At 63.7% G+C, this 22,979-nt stretch carries 26 protein-coding genes and 1 other RNA gene; 15 read left to right on the top strand and 12 right to left on the bottom strand.

Translation table 11 applies throughout. From position 1 onward, the window contains the following. Window positions 1–23: 23 nt before the first annotated feature. Together FIU81_RS12355 and nagA are read left to right on the top strand one after the other, a co-directional pair. A complete protein-coding gene (locus FIU81_RS12355) occupies window positions 24–890 on the top strand; it encodes a BadF/BadG/BcrA/BcrD ATPase family protein (protein ID WP_172971473.1) in 867 nt (288 codons plus the stop codon). Further along, window positions 890–2,008 (top strand): N-acetylglucosamine-6-phosphate deacetylase, encoded by a 1,119-nt coding sequence (nagA, locus tag FIU81_RS12350; RefSeq protein WP_254695915.1) that lies wholly within the window; start codon window positions 890–892, stop codon window positions 2,006–2,008. Before FIU81_RS12355 ends, nagA begins: the two co-directional genes overlap by 1 nt. On the opposite strand, the gene FIU81_RS12345 is transcribed toward nagA, so the two are convergent. Continuing rightward, window positions 2,005–3,141 carry a lytic murein transglycosylase gene (locus FIU81_RS12345; protein WP_124111192.1) on the bottom strand — a complete coding sequence of 379 codons (1,137 nt, stop codon included), beginning with the start codon at window positions 3,139–3,141 and terminating at the stop codon, window positions 2,005–2,007. The two genes, nagA and FIU81_RS12345, sit on opposite strands and share 4 nt — an antisense overlap. A gap of 146 nt (window positions 3,142–3,287) precedes the next feature. On the opposite strand from FIU81_RS12345, the gene parA reads away from it, so the two are divergent. Next, the gene (gene parA / locus FIU81_RS12340; RefSeq protein WP_124111193.1) at window positions 3,288–3,911 is read left to right on the top strand and encodes a ParA family partition ATPase; all 624 of its coding nucleotides are present in this window, start codon (window positions 3,288–3,290) and stop codon (window positions 3,909–3,911) included. Between the two features lie 60 nt (window positions 3,912–3,971). Further along, on the top strand, window positions 3,972–4,115 hold the full coding sequence (locus FIU81_RS16775; protein WP_172971472.1) for a hypothetical protein: 144 nt from the start codon (window positions 3,972–3,974) through the stop codon (window positions 4,113–4,115). A 63-nt stretch (window positions 4,116–4,178) separates the two neighbouring features. On the opposite strand, the gene FIU81_RS12335 is transcribed toward FIU81_RS16775, so the two are convergent. The 4 genes from FIU81_RS12335 to FIU81_RS12320 form a co-directional block, all read right to left on the bottom strand. After that, on the bottom strand, window positions 4,179–4,385 hold the full coding sequence (locus FIU81_RS12335) for a cold-shock protein (protein WP_124111194.1): 207 nt from the start codon (window positions 4,383–4,385) through the stop codon (window positions 4,179–4,181). Between the two features lie 362 nt (window positions 4,386–4,747). Beyond that, on the bottom strand, window positions 4,748–5,527 hold the full coding sequence (locus tag FIU81_RS12330; protein ID WP_124111195.1) for a hypothetical protein: 780 nt from the start codon (window positions 5,525–5,527) through the stop codon (window positions 4,748–4,750). Between the two features lie 2 nt (window positions 5,528–5,529). Next, window positions 5,530–7,185, bottom strand: a complete 1,656-nt coding sequence (gene ettA / locus FIU81_RS12325; protein ID WP_124111196.1) for an energy-dependent translational throttle protein EttA — start codon at window positions 7,183–7,185, stop codon at window positions 5,530–5,532. A 74-nt stretch (window positions 7,186–7,259) separates the two neighbouring features. Further along, window positions 7,260–8,297: a succinylglutamate desuccinylase/aspartoacylase family protein gene (locus tag FIU81_RS12320; RefSeq protein ID WP_124111197.1), complete on the bottom strand. Its 1,038-nt coding sequence runs from the start codon at window positions 8,295–8,297 to the stop codon at window positions 7,260–7,262. Between the two features lie 169 nt (window positions 8,298–8,466). Here FIU81_RS12320 and FIU81_RS12315 point away from each other — a divergent pair, with 169 nt between their 5' ends. Further along, window positions 8,467–9,267, top strand: coding sequence for an endonuclease/exonuclease/phosphatase family protein (locus FIU81_RS12315; protein ID WP_124111198.1), 801 nt, complete (start codon window positions 8,467–8,469; stop codon window positions 9,265–9,267). 145 nt (window positions 9,268–9,412) lie between these two features. Here FIU81_RS12315 and FIU81_RS12310 read toward each other — a convergent pair whose 3' ends face one another. Both FIU81_RS12310 and FIU81_RS12305 read right to left on the bottom strand, forming a co-directional pair. Beyond that, complete coding sequence (locus FIU81_RS12310; protein WP_172971471.1) at window positions 9,413–10,228, bottom strand: MBL fold metallo-hydrolase; 816 nt, start codon at window positions 10,226–10,228, stop codon at window positions 9,413–9,415. Between the two features lie 4 nt (window positions 10,229–10,232). Beyond that, window positions 10,233–11,183 carry an MBL fold metallo-hydrolase gene (locus FIU81_RS12305; RefSeq protein WP_124111200.1) on the bottom strand — a complete coding sequence of 317 codons (951 nt, stop codon included), beginning with the start codon at window positions 11,181–11,183 and terminating at the stop codon, window positions 10,233–10,235. Between the two features lie 51 nt (window positions 11,184–11,234). On the opposite strand from FIU81_RS12305, the gene FIU81_RS12300 reads away from it, so the two are divergent. The 9 genes from FIU81_RS12300 (at window position 11,235) to rpmG (ending at window position 16,913) form a co-directional block, all read left to right on the top strand. Then, window positions 11,235–11,777, top strand: coding sequence for an MOSC domain-containing protein (locus FIU81_RS12300; RefSeq protein ID WP_254695914.1), 543 nt, complete (start codon window positions 11,235–11,237; stop codon window positions 11,775–11,777). 13 nt (window positions 11,778–11,790) lie between these two features. Further along, a complete protein-coding gene (locus tag FIU81_RS12295; RefSeq protein WP_124111201.1) occupies window positions 11,791–12,441 on the top strand; it encodes a ceramidase domain-containing protein in 651 nt (216 codons plus the stop codon). 32 nt (window positions 12,442–12,473) lie between these two features. Beyond that, window positions 12,474–12,761, top strand: coding sequence for an Asp-tRNA(Asn)/Glu-tRNA(Gln) amidotransferase subunit GatC (gene gatC, locus FIU81_RS12290; RefSeq protein ID WP_124111202.1), 288 nt, complete (start codon window positions 12,474–12,476; stop codon window positions 12,759–12,761). Window positions 12,762–12,816: 55 nt separating this feature from the next. Further along, window positions 12,817–14,286 (top strand): Asp-tRNA(Asn)/Glu-tRNA(Gln) amidotransferase subunit GatA, encoded by a 1,470-nt coding sequence (gene gatA / locus FIU81_RS12285; protein WP_124111203.1) that lies wholly within the window; start codon window positions 12,817–12,819, stop codon window positions 14,284–14,286. A 48-nt stretch (window positions 14,287–14,334) separates the two neighbouring features. Beyond that, window positions 14,335–15,126 carry a hypothetical protein gene (locus FIU81_RS12280; RefSeq protein ID WP_124111204.1) on the top strand — a complete coding sequence of 264 codons (792 nt, stop codon included), beginning with the start codon at window positions 14,335–14,337 and terminating at the stop codon, window positions 15,124–15,126. Further along, window positions 15,090–15,800, top strand: a complete 711-nt coding sequence (locus FIU81_RS12275) for an N-acetylmuramoyl-L-alanine amidase (protein ID WP_413816238.1) — start codon at window positions 15,090–15,092, stop codon at window positions 15,798–15,800. The genes FIU81_RS12280 and FIU81_RS12275 overlap by 37 nt, the downstream gene beginning before the upstream one ends. A gap of 12 nt (window positions 15,801–15,812) precedes the next feature. Continuing rightward, window positions 15,813–16,176, top strand: an RNA gene (gene rnpB / locus FIU81_RS12270) — RNase P RNA component class A. Window positions 16,177–16,317: 141 nt separating this feature from the next. Beyond that, on the top strand, window positions 16,318–16,632 hold the full coding sequence (locus FIU81_RS12265) for a hypothetical protein (protein WP_124111205.1): 315 nt from the start codon (window positions 16,318–16,320) through the stop codon (window positions 16,630–16,632). A 113-nt stretch (window positions 16,633–16,745) separates the two neighbouring features. Beyond that, entirely contained in the window at window positions 16,746–16,913 is a 168-nt protein-coding gene (gene rpmG / locus FIU81_RS12260) for a 50S ribosomal protein L33 (RefSeq protein ID WP_108894314.1), read from the top strand. 136 nt (window positions 16,914–17,049) lie between these two features. Here the strand turns inward: rpmG and FIU81_RS16770 are convergent, their stop codons facing one another. Beyond that, window positions 17,050–17,439: a hypothetical protein gene (locus tag FIU81_RS16770; RefSeq protein WP_172971470.1), complete on the bottom strand. Its 390-nt coding sequence runs from the start codon at window positions 17,437–17,439 to the stop codon at window positions 17,050–17,052. Between the two features lie 330 nt (window positions 17,440–17,769). After that, window positions 17,770–18,174 (bottom strand): metallopeptidase family protein, encoded by a 405-nt coding sequence (locus tag FIU81_RS12250; protein WP_124111207.1) that lies wholly within the window; start codon window positions 18,172–18,174, stop codon window positions 17,770–17,772. 99 nt (window positions 18,175–18,273) lie between these two features. Here FIU81_RS12250 and gltX point away from each other — a divergent pair, with 99 nt between their 5' ends. Next, window positions 18,274–19,602 carry a glutamate--tRNA ligase gene (gltX, locus tag FIU81_RS12245; protein ID WP_124111208.1) on the top strand — a complete coding sequence of 443 codons (1,329 nt, stop codon included), beginning with the start codon at window positions 18,274–18,276 and terminating at the stop codon, window positions 19,600–19,602. A gap of 115 nt (window positions 19,603–19,717) precedes the next feature. Here gltX and FIU81_RS12240 read toward each other — a convergent pair whose 3' ends face one another. The 3 genes from FIU81_RS12240 to FIU81_RS12230 are packed head-to-tail and all read right to left on the bottom strand — an operon-like array spanning window position 19,718 to window position 22,970. Further along, window positions 19,718–21,208, bottom strand: a complete 1,491-nt coding sequence (locus FIU81_RS12240; protein ID WP_124111209.1) for a mannitol dehydrogenase family protein — start codon at window positions 21,206–21,208, stop codon at window positions 19,718–19,720. Beyond that, window positions 21,196–21,969 (bottom strand): L-iditol 2-dehydrogenase, encoded by a 774-nt coding sequence (locus FIU81_RS12235; RefSeq protein WP_124111210.1) that lies wholly within the window; start codon window positions 21,967–21,969, stop codon window positions 21,196–21,198. The genes FIU81_RS12240 and FIU81_RS12235 overlap by 13 nt, the downstream gene beginning before the upstream one ends. Next, complete coding sequence (locus FIU81_RS12230) at window positions 21,966–22,970, bottom strand: ABC transporter ATP-binding protein (protein WP_124111211.1); 1,005 nt, start codon at window positions 22,968–22,970, stop codon at window positions 21,966–21,968. The genes FIU81_RS12235 and FIU81_RS12230 overlap by 4 nt, the downstream gene beginning before the upstream one ends. Window positions 22,971–22,979: the final 9 nt, after the last annotated feature.

Below are 22,979 nucleotides of genomic sequence, written 5' to 3'. Positions count from 1 at the left end.
CGGCTTGAACGATCGGAACTCTCTTGAGCGACCAGAACCCTGTGCTGATCGGTGTGGATGGCGGCGGAAGCGGTTGTCGTGTTGCCCTGCGAACGCCCGACGGCTCGGTCGTCCGCACCGAAGGCGGTCCGGCCAACGCGACGACTGATCGGGACGGGGCCGTGCGGAATGTCCTGCATGCGGTGCGGGCTGCGGTTGACGAAAGTGGTTTGGCCGATGGTGTGATGCGGGATGCGCGGGCTCACCTCGGTTTGGCAGGCATCGTGGATCAGGCCGATGCTCAAGCGGTCGGCACCGCGTTCACCGACGATCTGCCGGTCGCACGCTGCACCGTTTCGGATGATCGGACTACGCATGCCATTGGCGCGCTGGGCGAAGAGGACGGCTTCGTCATTTCCGTCGGCACCGGATCGACGGTGGCCCGTGTTACGGGCGGCACGGTTCGCGGATTGGGCGGCTGGGGGTTGATCTTGGGGGACGAGGCATCCGGCGCATGGCTGGGGCGCATGGCATTGTCGCGGTGTCTGATGGCCGTCGATGGGCTGATCCCGCACTCCGACCTCACGCGCGACCTGATCGACCGCCACGCCGGTGCCGCCGGTATCGTGCGCTTCGCCCGCACCGCGACCCCACGTGATTTCGCAGCGCTGACACCCCTAATCTTGGCCGACGATGCCGATCCGGTCGCGGCCTCTCTGTTGTCAGAGGGCGCGGCCTATCTGGACCGCGCGCTGACGACTCTCGGCCTCACGCCTGGCGCACGCCTGTGCTTGACCGGTGGCCTTGGACCCACATACGCCGCCTGGCTTGCCGCTTCGAACATGGCCCATCTCACACGATCAACGGGCGACGCGCTCGACGGGGCGCTTACTCTGGCTGGTAACGCATGATGATCGCCTACACCGCCACCACCATCCACGACGGGCTGATCCAGCATCCGAACGCGGCCTTGATACTGCAAGACGGTATCGTTCAAAGCATCACTCCAATCGCTGATCTGCAACCAGACATCGAATGCCGCGATCTGGGAGAAGGCACGATCTGCCCCGCCTTCGTTGACCTTCAGGCAAACGGCGGCGGCGGAGTGATGTTCAACGATCAGACCGACGCCGACGGCCTGCTCCAGATCGCCCAAGCCCACGCGGCCACCGGCACCGGCTGGCTCCTGCCGACCCTGATCACGGATACACCCGACCGCACGCGCGCGGCGATCGACGCCGCCCAGCAAGTCATCTCGCAGGGCGACACCTGCGTCGCGGGCCTACATCTCGAAGGCCCGCACCTGTCGCACGCCCGCTGCGGAGCGCACGACCCGGCCCTGATCCGCACGATGGACGCGGACGATCTGACGTTGCTTTGCGAAGCCGCTGCGCACCTGCCGATCCTGCTGGTCACGGTCGCCCCCGAAAGCGTCACACCCGCGCAGATCAAAACGCTCGCGAAGGCGGGGGCCATCGTCTCGCTCGGCCATACGGATACCGACTACGACCAGTGCCGCGCCGCCTTCGCCGCCGGGTCCAGCATGGTCACGCATCTTTACAACGCGATGAGCCCGCTGTCTCACCGGGCGCCGGGCCTAGTGGGGGCCGCGCTCGACACGCCCGGCATCGCGATGGGGCTGATCGCAGACGGCGTGCATGTCCATCCCGCCGCGATCCGCGCGGCACAGGCGTCCCGCCCGGGCGGGCTGTTTCTTGTGACGGACGCGATGGCGACGCTAGGATCGCCAATCGACCGCTTCACGCTAAATGGGCGCGAAATCCGCCGGGCCGACGGACGGCTTACCCTTGCAGATGGCACGCTGGCCGGGGCCGATCTGACGATGGCGAATGCCGTTCGTTTCATGGTGAACGACGTTGGCGTGCCAGTCGAGGCCGCCATCGCCATGGCAACCGGTCGACCCGGCGCGCTGACCAAGATCAATGGGGCCGGGCGCTTAGAATCCGGACATCCGGCGCGGGCGGCGTTCATGCCCGCGTCGGGTGCCGAACCAAGACCGCTTTTCTAGCCGCCCAGCGCCCGCAGCAACGCGACCGAAGGCTCGCCCGTCACCGCAAGGCCAGCGCGGCGCTGATACCCCTCGATTGCTGCCTTAGTGCCCGATCCGATCACTCCGTCCGGCTCTCCGGCGTCGAAGCCCGCCGCGTTTAGGCGGCGCTGCAGGTCCAGACGCTGCACCTTGGTCAGACCGAACTGGTCGGGCGGGAAGGGGCCGTCAATGGCCGGGCCACCAACGATGCGGTCTCCCAGATGGCCGACGCCGATCGCGTAGTTGGTCGAGTTATTGTAGCGCTTGATGACGTTGAAGTTGTGGAACACCCGGAACGTCGGTCCGCCCGGCTGCGGCTGGATGACGGTGCCGCCAGAGCCTTGTCTGGCCAGCATCCCCCACGGCCCCCCCCGGCGCCAGCCGTTCTTGGCAAGGTAGTTGGCGGCAGAGGCCAGCGCGTCGGTCGGATCGTCCGACCAGATGTCGCGCCGCCCGTCGCCGTTGAAATCTACGGCAAGCGATTGGTAGCTTGTGGGGATGAATTGCGTGTGCCCCATCGCACCGGCCCAGCTGCCGACCATGTTGGCGGGCGCCGTATCGCCGTTCTGCAGGATTCGCAGCGCGGCCACCAATTGCTGCTCGAAGAACGCGCCGCGCCGCCCGTCGTAGGCCAGCGTCGACAGCGCCGAGACGGTGTTGATGTCGCCGCGTCGCTCTCCGAAGTTGCTCTCTACGCCCCAGATCGCCGCCACGATCTTGGCATCCACGCCATAGCGCTGCTCGACGGCGCGCAACGTGTTCTGCTGACGGGCATAAGCCGCGCGACCGGCGGCGACCTTCTTCGGCCCGGCAGCGATTTGCAGGTAGTCTTCCAGCGTGCGGCTGAACTCGGTCTGATTGCGATCCCGCTCGATCACGCCGGGGATGTAGCCCGCGCCCTGGAACGCGCGGTCGAAGGTCGCCGCGCTGATCCCGGATGACGTCGCGCGCGGCCGGAAGTTCGCAACCCACGCGTCCCAGCCGGGATTGGCGACCATCGGCATCGTGTCGCGCGCAACCGCAGGGGATGGCCCGGCCATCGGGTTTCCGATGCACCCCTGGAGGCCAAATGCCAGCAAGCCGAAGCCTGCCGTGCGTCGTGTCATGTTCATCGTGTCGTCTCCTGCCCGTTTCGGCTGAGTCTGCGCAGGCCCACGCCCATCGGCAAGGTGTTGCCGCGTTTTCGGCGAAAGCCCGCCGCGCTTGCGTGTCGTTGGGGCAAGCACTATTCTGCGCTGCAGCATAAAGGGAAAGCTTCATGGGCCATGTGATCACCGTTGCGCAGCAAAAAGGCGGGTCCGGCAAGACGACGCTCGCCGTCAATCTGGCGGTCGCGCTGGCCAAGGCGGGCCACTCGGTCGCGCTGCTCGACACCGACCCCCAGGGCAGCACCGGCCACTGGTTCATGACCCGTGACGAGGCGATGGGCGATGCAGGCATAGACTTCGGCACTGCAAGCGCGTGGGGTGCGGGTTACGAGACCAAGAAGATGCGCAAGGCGGTGGACTTCGTGATCGTCGACACGCCGCCCAAGGTCGACAGCGACTTGCGGCCTGTGTTGCGGGAATCATCGCTCGTCCTGGTGCCCGTCGCGACCAGCCAGGTCGATCTCTGGGCGCTCGATTCGATCCTGGAACTGGCCGAACGGCTGGAGATACCGCCGCTGGTGGTGCTCAACCGCTTCAAGCCGGGCACGCGGGTGTCGTCGGACATCGAAGGCGCGCTGGCCGAACGCAACGTGCCGCGTGCCACGGCCGTTCTGGGCAACCGCATCGTCTATGCGGAAAGCCTTGGCCTGGGCAAAGGCGTGCTGGAAATGGGGAAGGGCGCCTGGACGTCCGAGATCGAAGCGCTGCGCGACGAGGTTGTGGCGCAACTCTAGGCGGAACAGGGACGGCGCACGCACGTTTGGCTTTGTATTCACAAGTATCGGAGTAACGCCATGTCCATCGGATCCATCCTTCGCCGCGTCTTTTCCAGCGCCACAAGCGGTCGTCGTCGCACGGCCACCACGACGCGCAGCTCATCGCCCAAGGCGCAGCTCGCCAAGGGTGCTGCACGCACCGCGAAGAAGCACCTCAAGTAACCGCGTTTCAAACGAAAAAGGCCGCCCCGAAGGGCGGCCTTTCCTACGTCCGAGGACGCTGAATTACTCGAGCGACAGGTTCGTCGCGGACTGACGGCCATCGCGGCCGGACTCGAGGTCGAAGGAGACCTTTTGGTCGTCCTGCAGGCCGGTCAGGCCAGCACGCTCGACGGCAGAGATGTGCACGAAGACGTCCTTGCCGCCATCGTCAGGAGCGATGAAGCCGAAGCCTTTGGTGGTGTTGAACCATTTCACGGTGCCAGTGGCCATGTGAATATTCCTTGTCTTAATCAACCTGTTCGCGGAAGTGCAACAGAGCGGCAGAAGGTGCCTGATCGAGTACGCTGCGGCCCGCGAGGGATAGACAGGGGATCGATAGAGGTCGTCTCAGCACCCCTGCAATAACATTCGCGCAGCCATAAATCAAGGGTCAGTACCATCACCGCACCCCGGTGGCAGGTTTCCGCAAGGTCGCGCAGGCCCGCATCAATCGCCCGCACATGACCTACGAACAGATGATGATCCCTGCGCAAGGGATGGTGCACCGCCTGCGTGGAACGATGTCCGCACGAGAAGCGGTTGAAAGATATACGGAAGGTGATGGGTAAGGGGTGAAGTATAGGCCGGATTTCTTAACAGTCGTCGTATTTTTCGTGAGCCACGATCAGATTCACCAATTGAGTGGTTGTCCCGAGGAGGTCCTGTGCTTCGTCACTAGAGTAAAACTTTTCCGGATGAGCAACTGGGTTTCGGAAGCCCTTTCTGAAATTGTCTAAGGTGCCTTTCAAAGATTCTGACAGTAAACCGCGCTCATTCATGTGATCTACCATGGACCCCCAAGTCAGATTCTTTCTGCGGTTCCTCTTAATTGCGCATTTGTAGAGGTGCTTCACCGCTCCCTCTGATCCGCGCATCAAATGATACGCAGCCGCAGTGTTTCTTTCAAAAAGCATACACTTCCCAGCTTCAGCAAAGTCCGCCTTAGAGTTCTCTGATAGCTTCTCGAAGCTATCAGTCCCGAACAGCGCACCTATATTATCTAGTAGAAGGTCGGTATTGTACCTTTTCTCTATCGGAAAGAAGGCCGACACCTCCGGTGACTCGGCATCTAAGACGACTTCAAGCTGTTTGATTGCTTCAGAGATCGAACTCAACTCATCCCTAGTCATAACATCGCCGGAATCTTCCGGATAACTTTCATCCAATTTTAATGTAATCGGCGCGAGCAGCATTCGCGCCGCATTTAAAGAAACCTTTAAGTTGTTCGCCCTCAAGATGCGCGAAAACTCAACAATGTTGTACCGCACGTAGCCATCACCACGATACGGCAGATCACCGATGCTCCTAGCGCGTTTCAGATACTGACACGAAACGCCCAAACTGATAAAATCTTTGAGCTGTTTCCGTTCCAAATCTACCTCGCAAACTTCTTGTGCTTCACCCGGCCCGGACGGGTCGCCTCTTCGCCCAGGCGGCGGACCTTGTCTTCCTCGTAGGCCTCGAAGTTGCCTTCGAACCATTCGACGTGGGCGTCGCCTTCGAAGGCAAGGATATGGGTGCAGAGGCGGTCTAGGAAGAAGCGGTCGTGGGAGATGATGACGGCGCAGCCGGCGAAATCTTCGAGCGCGTCTTCAAGCGCCCTTAACGTTTCCACGTCAAGATCGTTGGTAGGTTCGTCGAGCAGGAGGACGTTGCCACCGGATTTCAGCAGTTTCGCCATGTGAACGCGGTTGCGCTCGCCGCCCGACAGCAGGCCCACCTTCTTCTGCTGGGACGTGCCCTTGAAGTTGAACGCACCACAATAGGCGCGAGAGTTCATTTCGGCGTCGCCCAGATCGATGATCTCCGACCCGCCGGAGACTTCTTCCCAGACGGTCGCTTCCGGGTCCAGCGCGTCGCGGGACTGGTCGACGTAGGACAGTTGCACCGTGGGGCCCCAGTCGATCTTGCCCTCGTCGGGCTGGTCCTGACCGGTCAAGCAGCGAAAGAGCGACGTCTTGCCCGCGCCGTTTGGGCCGATCACGCCGACGATGCCACCGGGCGGGAGAGAGAACGACAGGCCGTCGATCAGCAGCTTGTCGCCCTTGACCAGCTTGAGGTCCTCGACCTCGACCACCTTGCCGCCCAGACGCTCGCCATTGGGGATGACGATCTGCGCCTTGCCGATCCGTTCCCGCGCGGATTGGCTGGCCAGCTTTTCGTAGGATGCGATCCGGGCCTTGGACTTGGCTTGCCGGGCCTTCGCGCCCTGCCTGATCCAGTCGAGTTCGCGCGACAGGGTCTTTTGCTTGGCCTTGTCCTCACGGGCTTCCTGCTCCAGCCGCTTGGCCTTCTGCTCCAGCCAGGCGGAGTAGTTGCCCTCGTAGGGAATGCCGCGCCCACGATCCAACTCCAGGATCCAGCCGGTGATCGAATCAAGGAAGTAGCGGTCGTGCGTGACGATCAGGATGGTGCCGTCGTAGTCGATCAGGTGCTGTTGCAGCCAGGAAATCGTCTCGGCGTCCAAGTGGTTGGTCGGCTCGTCGAGCAGCAGCATTTCCGGCTTTTCCAGAAGCAGACGGCACAGCGCCACGCGGCGCGCCTCTCCGCCCGACAGGCTGGAGACCTGCGCGTCATCGGGGGGGCAGCGCAGGGCCTCCATCGCGATGTTCACCTCGGTGTCCAGATCCCACAGGTTCTCGGCGTCGATCTCGTCCTGCAACCGGGCCATCTCTTCGGCGGTCTCATCCGAGTAGTTCATGGCCAGTTCGTTGAAGCGTTCCAGCTTGTCGCGCTTGGCGGCCACGCCCATCATCACGTTGCCGCGCACGTCCAGCGCCTCGTCCAGCTGCGGTTCCTGCGCAAGGTAGCCGACGCGGATGCCCTCGGCGTGCCAAGCCTCTCCAGTGAAGTCCTTGTCCATCCCGGCCATGATCTTCATCAGCGTGGACTTGCCCGCGCCGTTCTGGCCCACGACGCCGATCTTCACGCCGGGCAGGAAGTTGAGCTTGATGTCTTCGAACAGCTTCTTGCCACCGGGGATGGTCTTCGAGACGCCGTCCATGTGGTAAACGAACTTGTAAGCGGCCATCGGAATGCGCCTTTCGATTGGAATGAGCTTTTGCCCCATCTAAGGGATTTGCGCGGGCATCGGAAGGTGCTGCGCTACAGGATCTCGTCTTCGTCGAACATCGGGTCGGCTTCGAGATCGGCGGCCAGCTGGGTCAGACGGTCTTCGCTGTCGGTGACCGGGACGCTGGCGAGGTGATAGACCGCGTCGCCCTCGTTGACGATGGGCATGGTAGCACGCCCGATGATGACGCCCGCGAAAGGCGCGGTCAGGTCGGTGTCGGTGGTGCCAAAGGGGTCGGACACGGTGGCAAGGGTCTGGCCCTCGTCCACCGTCTCACCCGACTCGCGGAACAGGCGCAAAAGGCCACCGGCGGGCGCGCGGACCCAGGACGACTCTTTGACCGTGACGGGGCGGTCGGCACGGCGGCCGAGACCTTTCTTGGCGATCATGCCAAGGGCTTGCATCACGCGCAGACAGCCGGACGCACCGATGCGGGCCGACATCTCATCGAAGCGCAACGCCTCTCCAGCCTCGTACAGCAGGATGTCGACGCCGGTGTCGCGGGCGGCGGCGCGCAGCGACCCCTCGCGCAGTTTGGCGCGGATGACGAGGGGGGCGCCGAAGGATTGCGCCAGTTGCAGGGTGTCTGGGCTGCTGGCCGAGACGCGGATCTGCGGCAGGTTGGTGCGGTGGATCGCGGCCGAGTGCAGGTCGATGCCGATATCAGAGCGGGCGACGATTTCGGTCATGAACAGATGCGCAAGACGCCCGGCGAGTGATCCGGCAGCAGAACCGGGGAAACACCGGTTCAGGTCGCGCCGGTCGGGCATGTAGCGCGAGTGGTTCAGGAAGCCGAAGGTGTTGACGATCGGCACGACCAATAGTGTGCCCTTGAGGGTGTCGAGTTGGGACGCACCAAGGACGCGGCGCGCAATCTCGACCCCGATGATCTCATCCCCGTGGACGGCAGCCGATATGAACAGGGTAGGGCCGGGACGTTTGCCATGTACCACATGCACCGACATCGTGACGGGCGTATGGTCGGACAAAACAGAGACCGGCAGATCGACGGTGCGCCGTGTTCCGGGTTCGACGGCGTGATCACCAATCTGGAAGGGGGCGCGGGGCATGACGTTGGTATAGGGCGTAGGTCCTATGTTGCAATTGAGATGTGCGACGCGATGGTGGGGAAGCTGCGGGCTGGGGAGAGTGGTTGGGCGTGGTGAAAGTCCGGCTCAAGCCCTTGTTGCACCTTGATGGCATTATACCCAAGGTTAGCCTTAAGGAGAGTGGCGGCTTATGAAAATCATGTGTTTGAACGCTTGGGGAGGCAAGCTGTACGAAGTGATGCTGCCCTATCTGGCTGCGACCGCACCCGATATCCTTTGCCTTCAAGAGGTCATTCATAGCTCTTCGTCCGAGAAGCATTGGCTAACCTATCGCGACGGCGATCACGTCTTGCCCCAACGCGCGAACCTGTTTCGCGACGTCGCATCGGCGCTGCCGGACCACGTGGCAATCTTTTGTCCCGCGGCACAAGGCGTCCTGTGGGACGGCGACACGTCTATCCCTTCGCAGTGGGGTTTGGCGACCTTCGTGCATCGCGCTTTCCCGGTCATCGGACAGTCCCAAGGCTTCGTTCACAAAGACTACTCTCCCGTTGGCTTCGGGGATCACCCGCGCTCTCGAAGCGCCCATGGGGTGCGCGTTTGGGATTATGACGCGAACCGCGCCTTGAGCGTCACGCACATGCACGGGCTGCGGGACCTTGCTGGAAAAATGGACACGCCCCAACGTGCCGAACAAGCGCACCGGCTGCGCGATCTTTCAAGCCAGGTGGCGAAGCCAGGCGAACTGACGGTGATCTGCGGAGACTTCAACGTCGAGCCAGATAGCAAGACGTTCTCGATCCTTGCCGATGCCGGAATGACCGAACTCGTAACAACCCACGGGTTCGGCGGCACCCGGAACTCGCACTACAAAAAGCCGGGACGCTTCGCCGACTACATGCTGATCAACGACCAGGATGCCGTGAGGGGGTTTGACGTCATTTACGATCCGGAAGTCTCGGACCACTGTCCGATCATCCTTGATGTGTAGCGTCGTGCAGGAACGGTCTTTCTGCCAGAGATGTGCAATATCGGGAAAGTCCGCACAGATGCCATTAGGTCCCAGCGGCTTACACTCGTAGGAGCGCCCGCAAGCGACAGGCGGCGCTGAACCCAAACGCCGCCTGCCTTCGGCTTCAAACGTCGTGCGTGTAGGCCATCGGTGCCAAGCGGTAGCCTTCGGTGGCTTTCTCGATGTAGCCCGCACCGGGGAAGGTGATGTGGCTGCCCAGGATCGGGATGTCGTCCGCAGTGACACGGTCGAGCATTTGGCGGCGGGTCTGCGCGGCCTGTTCGCCGTCCACGTCAAAGCCGGTGCCGATACTCGGGTTGGCCAATTGGACGGGGTGGATGTGGACGATGTCGGTCCACATCAGCAGGGTCTTGCTACCGTCCATGATTTCCAGCCCCGAATGGCCGGGCGTGTGGCCGGGCAGGGGCAGGGCGCGCAGGCCGGGGGCGATTTCGGTCTCTCCAGCGAAGGTTTCGTGCTCGTAGGCTTTCAGGACCGATTGGGCGAGGTCGTCGTCGGTGAAGTGGTCCTTGTCAGCCTGATGAACGCGGAGGGTCGCATTGGAAAAGCGCGCCGTGCCGCCGTCCATCAGCCCCGCGATATGGTCGGGATGCAGGTGGGTGACGAAGACGGTGTCGATGTCTTCGGGCGCGAAGCCTGCAGCTTTCAGGTTGGCAGGCACGCGGCCCGTGTGATCGCCCATGTTGCCCGCAACGCCCGCGTCCACGAGGATCTTGCGATCCCCGGTCTCGATGACGAAGGCGTTGAGGCCGGAGCGCCAGGTCTCGGGGTCGTGGTGGTGCAGGCGCAGCAGGCGGGCGTATTCGGGTTCGTCCACGCCGGTCAGTTGTTCGACCCCCAGTGGCAGGGGGCCGTCTGACAGGCAGGTGATGCGGATGTCACCCACGTGGATGCGTTGTGCGTCAGGAAGATTGGTCATGGGATCAGGCCTTGTAGGGGTAGGCCGCTTCGACGAAGCGGTAGCCGTCGCCGTCGGTCGCGACATATCCGGTGCCGGGGAAATCGATGTGGGTGCCCATGATCTTCAGGCGATCCGCACTGGCACGATCGAACATCCGGGCGCGCGTCTCGGCGGCTTGATCGGGATTCACGTCGAAGCCGATGGTGACCTCTGGCCGGGCGAACTGAACGGGCGCGACGTGAACGATGTCGGCCCAGATCAGCAGGCTCTCATCACCGGATGAGATCATGTAGCCGGAGTGGCCGGGCGTGTGGCCGGGCAGGTGCATGGCGGTGATGCCTGAGGTGATCTCTGCCTCTTCGCCGGTGATCGGGCGCAGGCGGTCGCCGTAGGCGGACAGGACGGATTGGGCGAGCTGGAAGAAGTTTTCTGCGCCTTCCGGGGCGTCGCCGGACCAGAAGGTTCGGTCATCCTCGTGCACCACGAGTTCGGCGTTGGGGAAGACCGCGCTGCCATCCGCGACCGCTCCGCCGACGTGGTCGGGGTGCAGGTGCGTGGCCAGCAGCATCGAGATATCTTCGGGCGCGGTGCCGGTGGCCTGCAGGTTCGCCATCAGGCGGCCAAGGTCGGGCCCCATGGCGCCGCCGGATCCTGCGTCGACCAGCATCGTCTGGTCGCCCGACCGGACCAAGAAGCCGTTGACGGCGGCGCGGAAGGTTGCGGGGTCGCGGTAGGCCTCTTTCATCAGCGTGTCGTAGCCGCTTTGGTCGATGCCTTGCAGGGCGTCCGCGCCGATGCTGATCGCGCCGTCGGACAGGACGGTGACTTGCGTGTCGCCGACCGAGAAGGTCAAAGCATCGGCAAGATTGGCCATCTCGCCGCCTTCATGCGCGGCGGCGCGGACGGTTGCGGGCAGAAGCGGAAGGGCGGCGCCGGTGGCTCCGGCTGCGATCAGTTGGCGACGGTTCAGCATGGTCTATCCTCCGATAATCATTTGACTGAAACAGTAGGGCGGGATTGCGGCATGTCAGGGGGCAAGACACCGATGCAACGGATGTTGGAGCGTCACGCTCAGTCGGGCCGGATCGAGTGGATCGGCCTGCGTCCCGCGCGGCGAGAGGCGTTGGACGCGGTCGAGTCGGCCGTCGTCAGCTTGGATGGGCTGGACGGCGATCACGGACGCGCGGGAAAGCGGGCGGTGACGTTAATCCAGGCAGAGCATCTGCCGGTGATCGCGGCCTTGTTGGGGCGCGACGCCGTGACGGCACAGGACCTGCGGCGGAATCTTGTGGTGTCCGGGATCAACCTTGCAGCGTTCCGCAAGGGCGCTTTGCAGGTGGGGAGTGCGGTTCTGTGTATCGAAGGGCCATGCCCGCCGTGCAGCCGTATGGAAGAGACCTTCGGGCCGGGGGGCTATTCCGCCGTGCGCGGCCATGGCGGTTGGTATGCCAGCGTGGTGACTCCGGGACGGGTCGCAATCGGCGAAGCGGTGCGGGCGCCTGACGTTGATGGTCAACGGGTCGCAGGGACGGACGACATGAAGTCGGCGCAGTCTGAACCGGAATAGCGAAGGCGCGCGGATGGATTGGACAGCCCAGATTGACGGCTATTGCGAACGCCTTGGGCCGGGCTTGCTGGCCGAGCCTGCGAATGCCGTCACCAACCTTGCCTTCGTCATTGTGGCGCTGTGGCTGTGGCCACGCGCTCGGGGTGTCGAACGGTGGTTGTGTGCGGTGCTGGCGGTGATCGGGATCGGGTCGGGGCTGTTCCACACTTTCGCAACGGCGTGGGCGAGCCTGGCGGATGTGGTGCCGATCCTGCTGTACATCTTGATCTACGTTTACGCCGCCAATCTGCGGTTCTGGGGCTGGTCTATGTGGGTGTCCGCGCTGGGCGCGGTCCTGTTCGTGCCCTATGCCTTGGCCGCGGGGCAGGTCTTCGCGGTTCTGCCGGGGTTTGCGGTATCGTCCTTCTATTGGCCGGTGCCGTTGCTGATCTTCGTCTACGCTTTCCTCTTGAGATCGCGATTGCCGCGCGTCTCCGCCGGGCTGGCGATCGGGACGGGGATCCTGTGTGCCTCGCTGGTTGCGCGATCCGTGGACGATGCACTGTGCCCGGTCCTGCCGTTCGGCACGCATTTCATGTGGCACCTCTTGAATGCGACCATGCTGGGCTGGATGATCACGGTGTTGCGCCGCCACCGCCTTGAACCGCACCGGGCCGAGGGGTAAAGCGGCGCGCGTATCCCGCGAAAGGCCGCACCATGAGCATCGACATCGAAACCGCCCGCCGCACCGCGAAACTTGCGCGCATTGCCGTGACCGAAGACGAGTTGCCCGCGCTGGCGGCAGAGTTCGACAGCATCATGGGCTTTATCGACCAACTTTCGGAAGTGGATGTGGACGGGGTGGAGCCGATGGTGTCGGTCACGCCGCAGCGCCTTGTACGCCGCGATGACGTTGTGACGGACGGCGATCAGCAGGCGGCAGTCTTGAAGAACGCACCTGATGCCCGCGAAGGGTTTTTCGCCGTCCCGAAGGTGGTCGAGTGACCGCTGTGTCGGGCTTTGAGTATTTGAGAAAACAAAGAAGAGCAGGGGCGGCGCGATGACCGATCTGAACACGCTGACCATTTCCGCCGCGCGCGACGCGCTGGCCAAGGGCGATGTCACCAGCGTCGAGCTGACCGAGGCCTGTCTGGGTGCGATCCAGGAAGCCGATGCGCTGGGCGCGTTTGTGCATCACACGCCGGACCTTGCGATGGAGCAGGCGAAGGCAGCGGACGGGGGCGGCCAGGGCGCGCTGCGGGGCATTCCGCTTGGGATCAAGGACCTGTTCTGCGTGAAGGGCGTGCCGTCGCAGGCGGCGTCGCGCATTCTGGAAGGGTTCCGGCCCGAGTACGAATCCACCGTGACTGCCAAGCTGTGGTCGGCGGGCGCGGTCATGCTGGGCAAGCTGAACATGGATGAGTTCGCCATGGGCTCTTCCAACGAATCCAGCGTTTACGGCAACGCGGTGAACCCGTGGCGGGATGGCGACACGCAGCTGACGCCCGGTGGATCGTCGGGCGGGTCGGCGGCGGCGGTGGCGGCGGACCTATGTCTGGGCGCGACCGGCACGGACACGGGCGGCTCGATCCGCCAGCCCGCCGCCTTCACCGGGATCACGGGGCTGAAGCCGACCTACGGGCGGTGCTCGCGCTGGGGAATCGTGGCCTTCGCATCCTCGTTGGATCAGGCGGGACCGATGGCGAAGGACGTGCGCGACTGCGCGATCCTGCTGGGCGCGATGGCGGGGCACGATCCGCTGGACTCCACCTCCGTCGATATGCCCGTGCCGGATTTCGAAGCCGCGCTGACCGGCGACATTCGGGGCAAGACCATAGGTCTGCCGCGAGAATACCGCGTGGACGGTATGCCCGAAGAGATCGACGCGCTGTGGGCAAAGGGCCGCGCGATGCTGGAAGATGCGGGGGCGAAGGTCGTCGACGTGGCGCTGCCGCACACGAAATATGCGCTGCCAACTTATTACGTGATTGCGCCCGCAGAGGCGTCTTCGAACCTTGCCCGCTATGACGGTGTGCGCTTTGGACGCCGGGCCGAGCCGCAGCAGGGCGACGGCATCACCGAGATGTATGAGCGCACGCGCGCCGAGGGCTTCGGGGATGAGGTGAAGCGGCGCATCATGGTCGGCACCTACGTGCTGTCGGCGGGCTTTTACGATGCCTATTACAACCGCGCGCGCCGCGTGCGCACGCTGATCAAGCGGGACTTCGAACAGGTCTTTGCGGACGGCGTGGATGCGATCCTGACGCCCACGACGCCCTCTGCCGCCTTCGGGCTGGGCGCTATGGCGGACGCCGATCCGGTGCAGATGTATCTGAACGACGTGTTCACGGTGACCACGAACCTGGCCGGTCTGCCGGGCATCAGCGTGCCTGCGGGGCAGGATGCAAAGGGTCTGCCAGTGGGTCTGCAACTGATCGGACGGCCCTTCGAGGAAGGCGATCTGCTGAATATCGCACAGTCGCTTGAACAGGCCGCAGGCTTTGTGGCCAAGCCGCAGCGGTGGTGGTAAAGAACACTCACCGTTCCGGTTCGGGGCGGATGGGGTGAGACGCCAAAGATGACCTACACGATCCGACCGATTCTTCTTTGCGGACTGCTTGCCGGATGCGCGGGCAGCACCTTGCCCGACAGCAATCCGGACTTCCGAACGTCGCAGGTCGATATCGGACGCGGTGTCGGTTTCGGTGACTACGAGGCTTACGAGTCACGGCGTCTGGCGACTGCCCAGCTGGCTGCGCCCCGTGCTCCGGTGGCTGCCGCTCCGGTGCCGACGGCGCCAGTGATCTCGTCGGAAGAGTTGCGTTCCGCCGGGTTGCCCGCTGGCGGTGGCACGCTGCCGCAGACCGGGCCGGTGGCCGCGACCCCGCTGCCCCCCGCGACGAACACCGCACCGCAGAACTTTACCCCTGCGCCCGTGGCGTCCGCGCCTGTAGCGCCAGCGCCGACGCCATCGAACGGCACCGCGATCTCGGACGAGCAGAACTTCGAGGCCGTCTCGGCTCGTGAGACCATTGAGTCCGATGCTGAGAGGCTGGCGCGTCAGCGTGCGCAGTACACCGTGATCCAACCCGGCGCGCTACCCCAGCGCCAAGGCGAGTCGGGGCCGAACATCGTGCAATACGCGCTGTCCACGTCGAATGCCGTGGGTCAGCAGGTCTATCGGCGTGGCGGGGTGTTCGGGACCAAGGATCCGACGCGGGCCTGTGCGCAATATGCGTCTTCCGATCTGGCGCAGCAGGCGTTTCTTGCTGCTGGTGGCCCGCAACGTGACAAGCTGGGTGTCGATCCCGATGGCGACGGCTTCGCTTGCGGGTGGAACCCGGCCCCGTTCCGGGCCGCTCGGGGCTGACCGCAATCTGGCGACCCTCGCCCAACTGCGGGCCGCGCCGGGATGGCGGCACGCCTCGGCTGATCGTTCTGCATTACACCGCGATGACAAGCGCAGAGCGGGCCGCCGCTTGGCTGTGCAATCCCGAGTCGCAGGTCTCTGCCCACTACGTGATCGACCGGATGGGAAGCGTGCAACAACTGGTGGATGAAGCGGACCGCGCTTGGCACGCGGGCGCAGGGGCCTGGGGCGATTGCAGGGACGTGAACTCCAATTCCATCGGGCTGGAGATCGACAACACCGGAACGATGCCCTTTGCGGCGGCGCAGATGAATGCTGTCGAGGCCCTGGTCGCCGGAATCATGGAGCGCTGGTCGATCCCGGCGCGGGGCGTCATCGGCCACTCGGACTGCGCGCCGGGGCGCAAGGTTGATCCCGGTGCGCGCTTCGACTGGGCGCGGTTGGCGCGGCAGGGTTTGGCGGCGGCCACGCCCGATGGCGAAGGCGCTGGCGATTTCCTGCAGGCGATTCGGGCCGCTGGGTATACTGCCGATGCCCCCCAAGACGCGCTGTTGGCAAGCTTGCGAATGCGGCACCGTCCATGGGCCAAGGGGCCGTGCGATGTGCGTGACGTCGGCATCGCGCAGGGGTTGGCAGGGCAGGCGGCGATTGACCGGGCGGCGGCGAACGCCTAACCGGGGCGTCGCGCGGATGGCCGGGTGATCGCGTGGGGGACTTCGGTCCCTCGCGAGGAAAGTCCGGACTCCGGAAAGCGACGGTGCCGGGTAACGCCCGGACGGGGCAACCCGATGGACAGCGCCACAGAGAACAGACCGCCCTTCATGTAGGGGTAAGGGTGAAACGGTGGGGTAAGAGCTCACCGCGGGGCTGGCAACAGCGCCGGCATGGCAAGCCCCACCGGGAGCAATGCCGAATAGGGAACCCACGGCTGCTTTCGCCAGGGTTCCGGGTAGGCAGCTAGAGCCTGTCGGCAACGGCAGGCGCAGAGGAATGATCACCCCCTGACCTTCGGGTCGGGGACAGAATCCGGCTTACAGGCCATCCGCGCATTTTCCACTCGATCATGGGGCTATCCGTAGTGGCCGATTCCGCCTATGGTTGTGTGGCAACCGTTTCGGATGTGTGTATATGCCACTCTCTTCGTCGCATGATGATCGCTTCACAAGGGCCGTTGCCGGTGGCAGGCCCGTGGTGACCCTTGGCTACTTGAGACGGTCTGGGCTGAACGTGGCCGTCATGGGGCGTGACGGCGCGTTGCGATATATTGGTGAGCAGGCGTCTCGCACAACAGAACCGCACGCGCGGGTCGGTCAAGCGTGGTGGACCTTATGGCCCAAGGACAACTGGCCAGCCTTGCGTAACGCCGTGACACGGGCCGGGTTGGGCGATGTCGTCACGCTTATGATAGAGCCGGTCGGCGCTGTGACCCTGACGCCCGTGCGCAACGCCTCTGGGCTGATCCAGCAGATCCTTGCCGTTCATCAGGCGCAGGCGGCGGCTGGGTAGACACTCGTCGGTTTGCCGGTTGACAGCGCGGGCATTGGCGGTAGAAGGCCACTTCAGCATTCAAGCGGGCCACAGGTCCGGGGCGGCACGTCCGTCCGATCCAGGAGAGAGACATGGCGAAGCCCACCACCATCAAGATCCGCCTGAACTCGACGGCGGATACCGGCCACTTCTACGTGACCAAGAAGAACGCCCGTACGATGACCGAGAAGATGTCGGTCCGGAAGTACGATCCCGTTGCGCGCAAGCACGTCGAGTACAAGGAAGGCAAGATCAAGTAAGATCTCGCCTTTACGAATTACGCTGCGCCGTCCCTTGGGGCGGCGTTTTGCGTTTTGGGGGGTGTCGGTGCTTCCACCGGAGAGCAATTCTAAACACGGCGAAGGTCCGGTTTGAGCCCATGGTAACTCAAGTCAATTAGCGTTCAGGGCAGTGATCCATGCGGTAATTTTTTACCTCATAAATGAGTTGTGTTGCATCATCACGTTCGACGGGGAGTTGGAACGCCCGATCAACACGAACTCCCGCTATTTCTAGTTCCGACCCCTCGACATTGAAAGAGACCGTATGATTTTGGGCCGCAAATGCGCCAAAATCCCCAGCTTCTATCTCGGTGAGCAACTCTCTCAATCGAGTCTGTTTTTCTCGCGCTGCGACCGTGTCAATATCTCGACGCTCTGCGAAAGACAGACCAGCATCCCGTAAAGGGACGTTCACATGTTCAAGATCAGCATCAGATACATCATCAGCGAACCAAACAACGTTAAGCCGAGTTGACAGACGACCATCTGAATAGGGAGCGTTCACACGACTTAAGCTCGTGTCGTAGTACGATAGATCAAAGATGGTCTTGCTTATAAAGCGAGGTGTCGAGCGTGATGGGGTGTACTCCGTAATTTCGAACGAGCACCCAACCACTCGCATCTCATACTCATTCCGAATGCTATCGTCTTCGTGGATCTTTACAGACGGGAAAAAATCTGTCGGGTCAGAAAGTGCGATGGTTGGAAAGATGCTGACAAAAAGCGACGTAATACAAGCGGAGTGATAGAGTTTGCAGATTATCATCTCGGCAACATCGGTCTATGGGGGCCAAAACTCAAGGTTCGTTTAGTCCGCACAGCGGACCTCCAAGCTTCACTCCCACCACCGATCAATTCTGGCGATATCCGCATCCGACCAGCCGAAATGGTGGGCAAGTTCGTGGATGTAGACGTGGCTGACCAGTGCGCCCAGCGTGACGTCGCCGCGTTCGGCCCATTCGTCCAGGATCGGGCGGCGGAACAGCCAGATGGTGTCAGGGCGCATCGGCTGGTCGAAGCTGGATTTCTCGATCAGCGGGATGCCTTCATACATGCCAGTCAGCTGGAAGGCATTTTCCAACTCCAGTTCATCTAGCATGTCTTCGTCGGCGAAGTCCTCGACCCGCAAGGCCACCTGCATCGCGGGGCGCTTGAAGTCGGGCGACAGCGCGTCGCGCGCGGCAAGGGCCAGGCGTTCGATGTCTGCAAGGTCGGGTGCGGTCAGGGCGGTCGTATTCATGCCTGCGATATGGCCCTTGCGGAGCGCCCGACAACCCGCACACTCGACAAGTCAGGGGCAAAGTGCGACGACACGCGCGCATCCCGAAAGGCCGTTCCCATGACCGATACCGTCACCCGTTTCGCCCCGTCGCCCACCGGCTTCATCCACATCGGCAACCTGCGCACGGCGCTGTTCAACTGGCTGATCGCACGCAAGGCCGGCGGCACGTTCATCCTGCGGCTGGACGACACCGACCCCGTGCGCTCGAAGCAGGAATATGTGGATGCGATCAAGGAAGACCTGGAGTGGTTGGGCCTGACCTGGGACCGGGTCGAACGGCAGTCCGAGCGGCTGGATCGCTATGCGGCAGCGGCGGATGAGCTGCGCGCGGCGGGCCGGTTCTACGAGGCGTTCGAGACGCCGACGGAACTGGACCTGAAGCGCAAGAAGCAACTGAACATGGGCCGTCCGCCCGTCTACGATCGCGCCGCGCTTGGTCTGGACGAGGCCGAGAAGGAGCGTCTGCGCGCCGAGCGCGGCGACGGTGTCTGGCGGTTCAAGCTGGATCAGGCGCGCATTGACTGGGCCGACGGGATCCTCGGCGATATCTCTATCGATGCGGCCAGCGTGTCCGACCCGGTGCTGATCCGGGGCGACGGACAGGTGCTGTATACGCTGGCCTCGGTGGTGGACGATACCGAGATGGGCGTGACGCATGTGGTGCGCGGGTCCGACCACGTGACCAATACGGCGACGCAGATCCAGATCATGGAAGCACTGGGGCAGGGGCATCCGTCCTTCGCGCACCATTCGTTGCTGACCGGACCGGGCGGAGAGGCGCTGTCGAAACGGCTTGGCACGCTGTCCTTGCGCGACCTGCGGGCGCAGGGGATCGAGCCGATGGCGCTGCTCTCGCTGATGGCGCGACTGGGGTCGAGCGATCCGGTCGAGCTGCGCGGCGGATTGGACGAGCTGATCGAGGGGTTCGATGTCTCGCGGTTTGGCTCTGCCCCAACGAAGTTCGATGCAGAGGATCTGAAGCCGCTGACCGCGCGGGTGATCTCGGCGCGGCCCTACGAGGAAATGGCGGACGATATCCGTGCCGTAGGCGTGCCGGACGAGATCGCGCCGGACTTCTGGGAGGTCGTGCGCGAGAATGTCGCCACACGCGCCGATCTGGCCGGGTGGTGGGAACTGTTCCGTGACGGGCCGAAGGCCGTGGAGCTTGAGGCGGAGGATCGTGCCTTCGTGGACGAGGCTTATGGCCTGCTGCCCGCCCATCCCTATGGACCGGAGACCTGGAGCGCGTGGACCGATGCCGTGAAAGAACAGACGGGCCGCAAGGGCAAACAGCTGTTCATGCCGCTGCGGCTGGCGGTGACCGGCCTTGCGCGGGGGCCCGAAATGGCGGCGGTGATGCCGCTGTTTCAGGTGCCTTTGCGGTAAGGCGGGTGACGCGGGGGCTCTGCCCCCGTCCGATCAGGGATCGGACTCCCCCGAGGTATTTCGGGAACGATGAAGCGAAAAGGCCGTGCCCGGTGATGGGCGCGGCCTTTTGCTGTCAGGCGTTGGTATAGGCGTTGATCGCGGCCTTGGTCCCGTCTGACCAGATCATCGTCAGCCATGTGTCGAACGCGGCTGCGAAGCGGGCGTTTTCCGCCAGATCATCGTAGATTCGGCGCTGTTCGATCCAGGCGGCGGGGCGGGTCTTTGCTTCTGTCGCGGTAGCCTGCAGGTCATCCCACATGGGATCGTTCGGCTCGATGGTGCTGCCGTCTTCGCGGGTACCCTCGCACATGCGGGCCCATAGGGCTTCGACGAGCGCCAGGCCCTCGATCGGGGCCCCGGTGGACAGGGCGTCGCGCAGGATGGGCAGCAGGAAGCCGGGGTGACGGGAGGAGCCGTCGAAGGCAACGCGGCGGGTCGTGTCGCGGATCTGCGGGTTGGTGAACCGACGGTCGATCAGGTCTACGTAGTCGCGCGGTTGCATGTCGGGGACAGCTTCGACGTGGGGCACGATCTCTTCCATCTCGACCTTGCGGAAGAGGGCGTTGATCGCGTTGTGGGCCATGCAGTCGGCGATGGTCTCGACCGACAGGATCTCGCCAGCGTTGGCCAGGACCTGATGCCCCGCGTTGAGGCAGCGTAGCTTCATCGTCTCATAGGTGTGGACACCCGCCGTAAAGGTGGCGCCGACCTTGTCCCAATCCGGGCGGCCCGCGCAGAAAGCATCTTCCATCACCCATTGGCGAAAGTTCTCGTGGGTGACAGGGGCGGCGTCGTCGATGCCGAAGTCGCGCGCCAGATCCAACTCGGCCGGGCCGGTGGCTGGGACGATGCAGTCGACCATGGCATTGGGGAAGGTGGCGTTGGCGTCGATCCAATCGGCAAGGTCAGCGTCTTGCAGACGAGCAAGGCCCGTAATGGTGCGGCGCAGGATATCGCCGTTGCCTTGCAGGTTGTCGCAGGATTGGCAGGTGAAGGGACCGATCCCGGCATCGCGACGCGCGCGGAGGGCCGCGACCATCGCGCCGAAGGCGGTGCGGGGTGTCGCGGGGTTCTGTGCGTCGTGCTGGACATCGGGATGGTCCGCGTCGAAGCCACCGTCGGGCGTGCGGTAGTAGCCGCCCTCTGTCACGGTCAGGGCGACGATGCGGATGTCGGAACGGGACATGCGCGCGATCAGGGCGGCGTTGGTCTCTTCCACGGGCAGGAAGTCGATCATCGCGCCGGTCACCTCGGCGGATTTGCCCGAGGGGTCCAGTTCGATCAGCGTGGTCAAGCAGTCCTGCTTGAGAAGGCGGTCGCGCATGGCCGTATCGGGTGCCCGGACGCCCGCGCCGATGATGGCCCAGTCGTGGGCGAAGCCCTGATCCATGAGGCGGTGCAGATACCATGCCTGATGGGCGCGATGGAAGTTGCCCAAGCCGATGTGGACGATGCCGGGGGTTAGCTTCGAGCGATCATAGCGTGGCGTGCGGATGGAATCCGGCAACCTGTCCAGCGTTGCGTTCGACAGGGGCGTCGCAGTCGTTTTCGTCAGCTCATCCATTGGCCACCATCCACGTTGTAACATTGCGCGACCACGTAGTCCGAGTCGCTGCTGGCAAGGAAGACTGCCATGGGCGACAGGTCTTCGGGTTGGGCGTAGCGTCCGGCTGGAACGCCTGCTTCGACCTCGGCCCGTTTCTGGCCAAGGGGTTTGTCTTCGAGTTTCGCGAACATGGCGTCGACGTGCTTCCAATGTTCGCCGTCCACCACGCCCGGCGCGATGGCGTTCACGTTGATGCCATGCTGGATCAGGTCGAGGCCCGCGCTTTGGGTCATCGAGATCACGGCCGCCTTCGTGGCGCAGTAGACAAGCACCAGTGGCTCACCGCGACGGCCCGCTTGAGAGGCCGTGTTGATGATCTTGCCGCCGTGGCCCTGCGCGATCATCTGCGCGGCTGCGGCCTGCATGGTGAAGAGCGTGCCCGCGACGTTGATGCCGAAGAGTTTGTCATAGCTGGCGCGCGTGATGTCGATCGTCTTGGCGGCATCGAAGAGAGCGGCGTTGTTGACGCAGATGTCCAGCTTGCCGGTGCGCGCGACCACGGTGGCGATAGCCGCGTCGATGCTGGACTGGTCCGACACGTCGATCTGCACGGGATAGGCCTGATCGCCGAGTTCGTCGGCCGTCGCGTTCGCCGCGTCGATGTTGATGTCGGCGATGGCAACCGTCGCGCCTTCGGCGATATAGGCCTGCGCAAAGCCGCGACCGATGCCGCGGGCAGACCCGGTGATCAGGGCGGATTTCCCGGCAAGTCGGGTCATGCGATGCGCAGGCCTTCTGCGTCGAAGCGGTGGATCTTGTCGGCCTGCGGTTCAAGGTGGATCGTGTCCCCGTGCTTCAGGCCGACCTCGCCGCCCGCGCGCACGGTCATGGGCTCTTCGATGTTATCCACGTGGACGTGGAAGAAGGTATCGGACCCAAGGTGCTCGGCCACGCCAACCGTACCGGTAAAGGTGCCGCCCGTGGGCACGATATCCAAGTGTTCGGGACGGATGCCCATAAGCGCGGCATCATGCTTCGCCGCATGTTCGCCGCCCAGCAGGTTCATCTTGGGCGAGCCGATGAAGCCCGCGACGAAGGCATTGCGCGGTTCTTTGTACAACTCCAGCGGCGTGCCGACCTGCTCGATGTGGCCCGCGCGCAGAACGACGATCTTGTCGGCCATGGTCATGGCTTCGACTTGGTCATGGGTGACGTAGATCATCGTCGTCTCAAGCCGGTTGTGCAGTTCGGATATTTCCAGACGCATGCCGACACGAAGCGCGGCGTCGAGGTTCGACAGCGGCTCGTCGAACAGGAATGCGGCGGGCTCACGCACGATGGCGCGGCCGATGGCGACGCGCTGGCGCTGGCCGCCGGACAATTGGCCGGGGCGGCGATCCAGGTAGTCGGTCAGGTTCAGTGCATCGGCGGCCTTCTTGATGCGGCGGTCCTGCTCGGCCTGATCCATGCCGGCCATCTTCATCGGGAAGGCGATGTTCTTACGCACCGTCATGTGTGGATAAAGCGCGTAGGACTGAAACACCATCGCAAGGCCACGCTTGGCCGGGGGCAGGTCCGTCGCCGGCTTGCCGTCGATGCGAATCTCTCCGCCCGATACGTCCTCCAGCCCGGCGATCAGGCGCAGAAGGGTGGACTTGCCGCAGCCAGAGGGACCGACGAAGACGACGAACTCGCCGTCATCGATGGTCAGGTCCAGCGGCGGGATGACTTCCACGTCGCCGAACTTCTTCTGCACTTTCTCAAGCGTGATACGTCCCATGAGTGATTC

Source organism: Palleronia sp. THAF1, from assembly GCF_009363795.1.
Taxonomy (GTDB): domain Bacteria; phylum Pseudomonadota; class Alphaproteobacteria; order Rhodobacterales; family Rhodobacteraceae; genus Palleronia.
This window is presented reverse-complemented; position numbering and strand designations above follow the sequence as displayed.

Excerpts from the sequence above, each read along its gene's own strand:
- FIU81_RS12320 (WP_124111197.1), bottom strand. The coding sequence starts at position 8,297 with ATGCCCCGCGCCCCCTTCCAGATTGGTGATCACGCCGTCGAACCCGGA.
- FIU81_RS12310 (WP_172971471.1), bottom strand. The coding sequence starts at position 10,228 with ATGACCAATCTTCCTGACGCACAACGCATCCACGTGGGTGACATCCGC.
- FIU81_RS12315 (WP_124111198.1), top strand. The coding sequence starts at position 8,467 with ATGAAAATCATGTGTTTGAACGCTTGGGGAGGCAAGCTGTACGAAGTG.
- FIU81_RS16775 (WP_172971472.1), top strand. The coding sequence starts at position 3,972 with ATGTCCATCGGATCCATCCTTCGCCGCGTCTTTTCCAGCGCCACAAGC.
- FIU81_RS12235 (WP_124111210.1), bottom strand. The coding sequence starts at position 21,969 with ATGACCCGACTTGCCGGGAAATCCGCCCTGATCACCGGGTCTGCCCGC.
- FIU81_RS12230 (WP_124111211.1), bottom strand. The coding sequence starts at position 22,970 with ATGGGACGTATCACGCTTGAGAAAGTGCAGAAGAAGTTCGGCGACGTG.
- FIU81_RS12300 (WP_254695914.1), top strand. The coding sequence starts at position 11,235 with ATGTCAGGGGGCAAGACACCGATGCAACGGATGTTGGAGCGTCACGCT.
- gltX (WP_124111208.1), top strand. The coding sequence starts at position 18,274 with ATGACCGATACCGTCACCCGTTTCGCCCCGTCGCCCACCGGCTTCATC.
- FIU81_RS12240 (WP_124111209.1), bottom strand. The coding sequence starts at position 21,208 with ATGGATGAGCTGACGAAAACGACTGCGACGCCCCTGTCGAACGCAACG.
- FIU81_RS12335 (WP_124111194.1), bottom strand. The coding sequence starts at position 4,385 with ATGGCCACTGGCACCGTGAAATGGTTCAACACCACCAAAGGCTTCGGC.
- FIU81_RS12280 (WP_124111204.1), top strand. The coding sequence starts at position 14,335 with ATGACCTACACGATCCGACCGATTCTTCTTTGCGGACTGCTTGCCGGA.
- parA (WP_124111193.1), top strand. The coding sequence starts at position 3,288 with ATGGGCCATGTGATCACCGTTGCGCAGCAAAAAGGCGGGTCCGGCAAG.
- gatA (WP_124111203.1), top strand. The coding sequence starts at position 12,817 with ATGACCGATCTGAACACGCTGACCATTTCCGCCGCGCGCGACGCGCTG.
- FIU81_RS12250 (WP_124111207.1), bottom strand. The coding sequence starts at position 18,174 with ATGAATACGACCGCCCTGACCGCACCCGACCTTGCAGACATCGAACGC.
- FIU81_RS12295 (WP_124111201.1), top strand. The coding sequence starts at position 11,791 with ATGGATTGGACAGCCCAGATTGACGGCTATTGCGAACGCCTTGGGCCG.
- FIU81_RS12345 (WP_124111192.1), bottom strand. The coding sequence starts at position 3,141 with ATGAACATGACACGACGCACGGCAGGCTTCGGCTTGCTGGCATTTGGC.
- rpmG (WP_108894314.1), top strand. The coding sequence starts at position 16,746 with ATGGCGAAGCCCACCACCATCAAGATCCGCCTGAACTCGACGGCGGAT.
- ettA (WP_124111196.1), bottom strand. The coding sequence starts at position 7,185 with ATGGCCGCTTACAAGTTCGTTTACCACATGGACGGCGTCTCGAAGACC.
- gatC (WP_124111202.1), top strand. The coding sequence starts at position 12,474 with ATGAGCATCGACATCGAAACCGCCCGCCGCACCGCGAAACTTGCGCGC.
- FIU81_RS12305 (WP_124111200.1), bottom strand. The coding sequence starts at position 11,183 with ATGCTGAACCGTCGCCAACTGATCGCAGCCGGAGCCACCGGCGCCGCC.
- nagA (WP_254695915.1), top strand. The coding sequence starts at position 890 with ATGATCGCCTACACCGCCACCACCATCCACGACGGGCTGATCCAGCAT.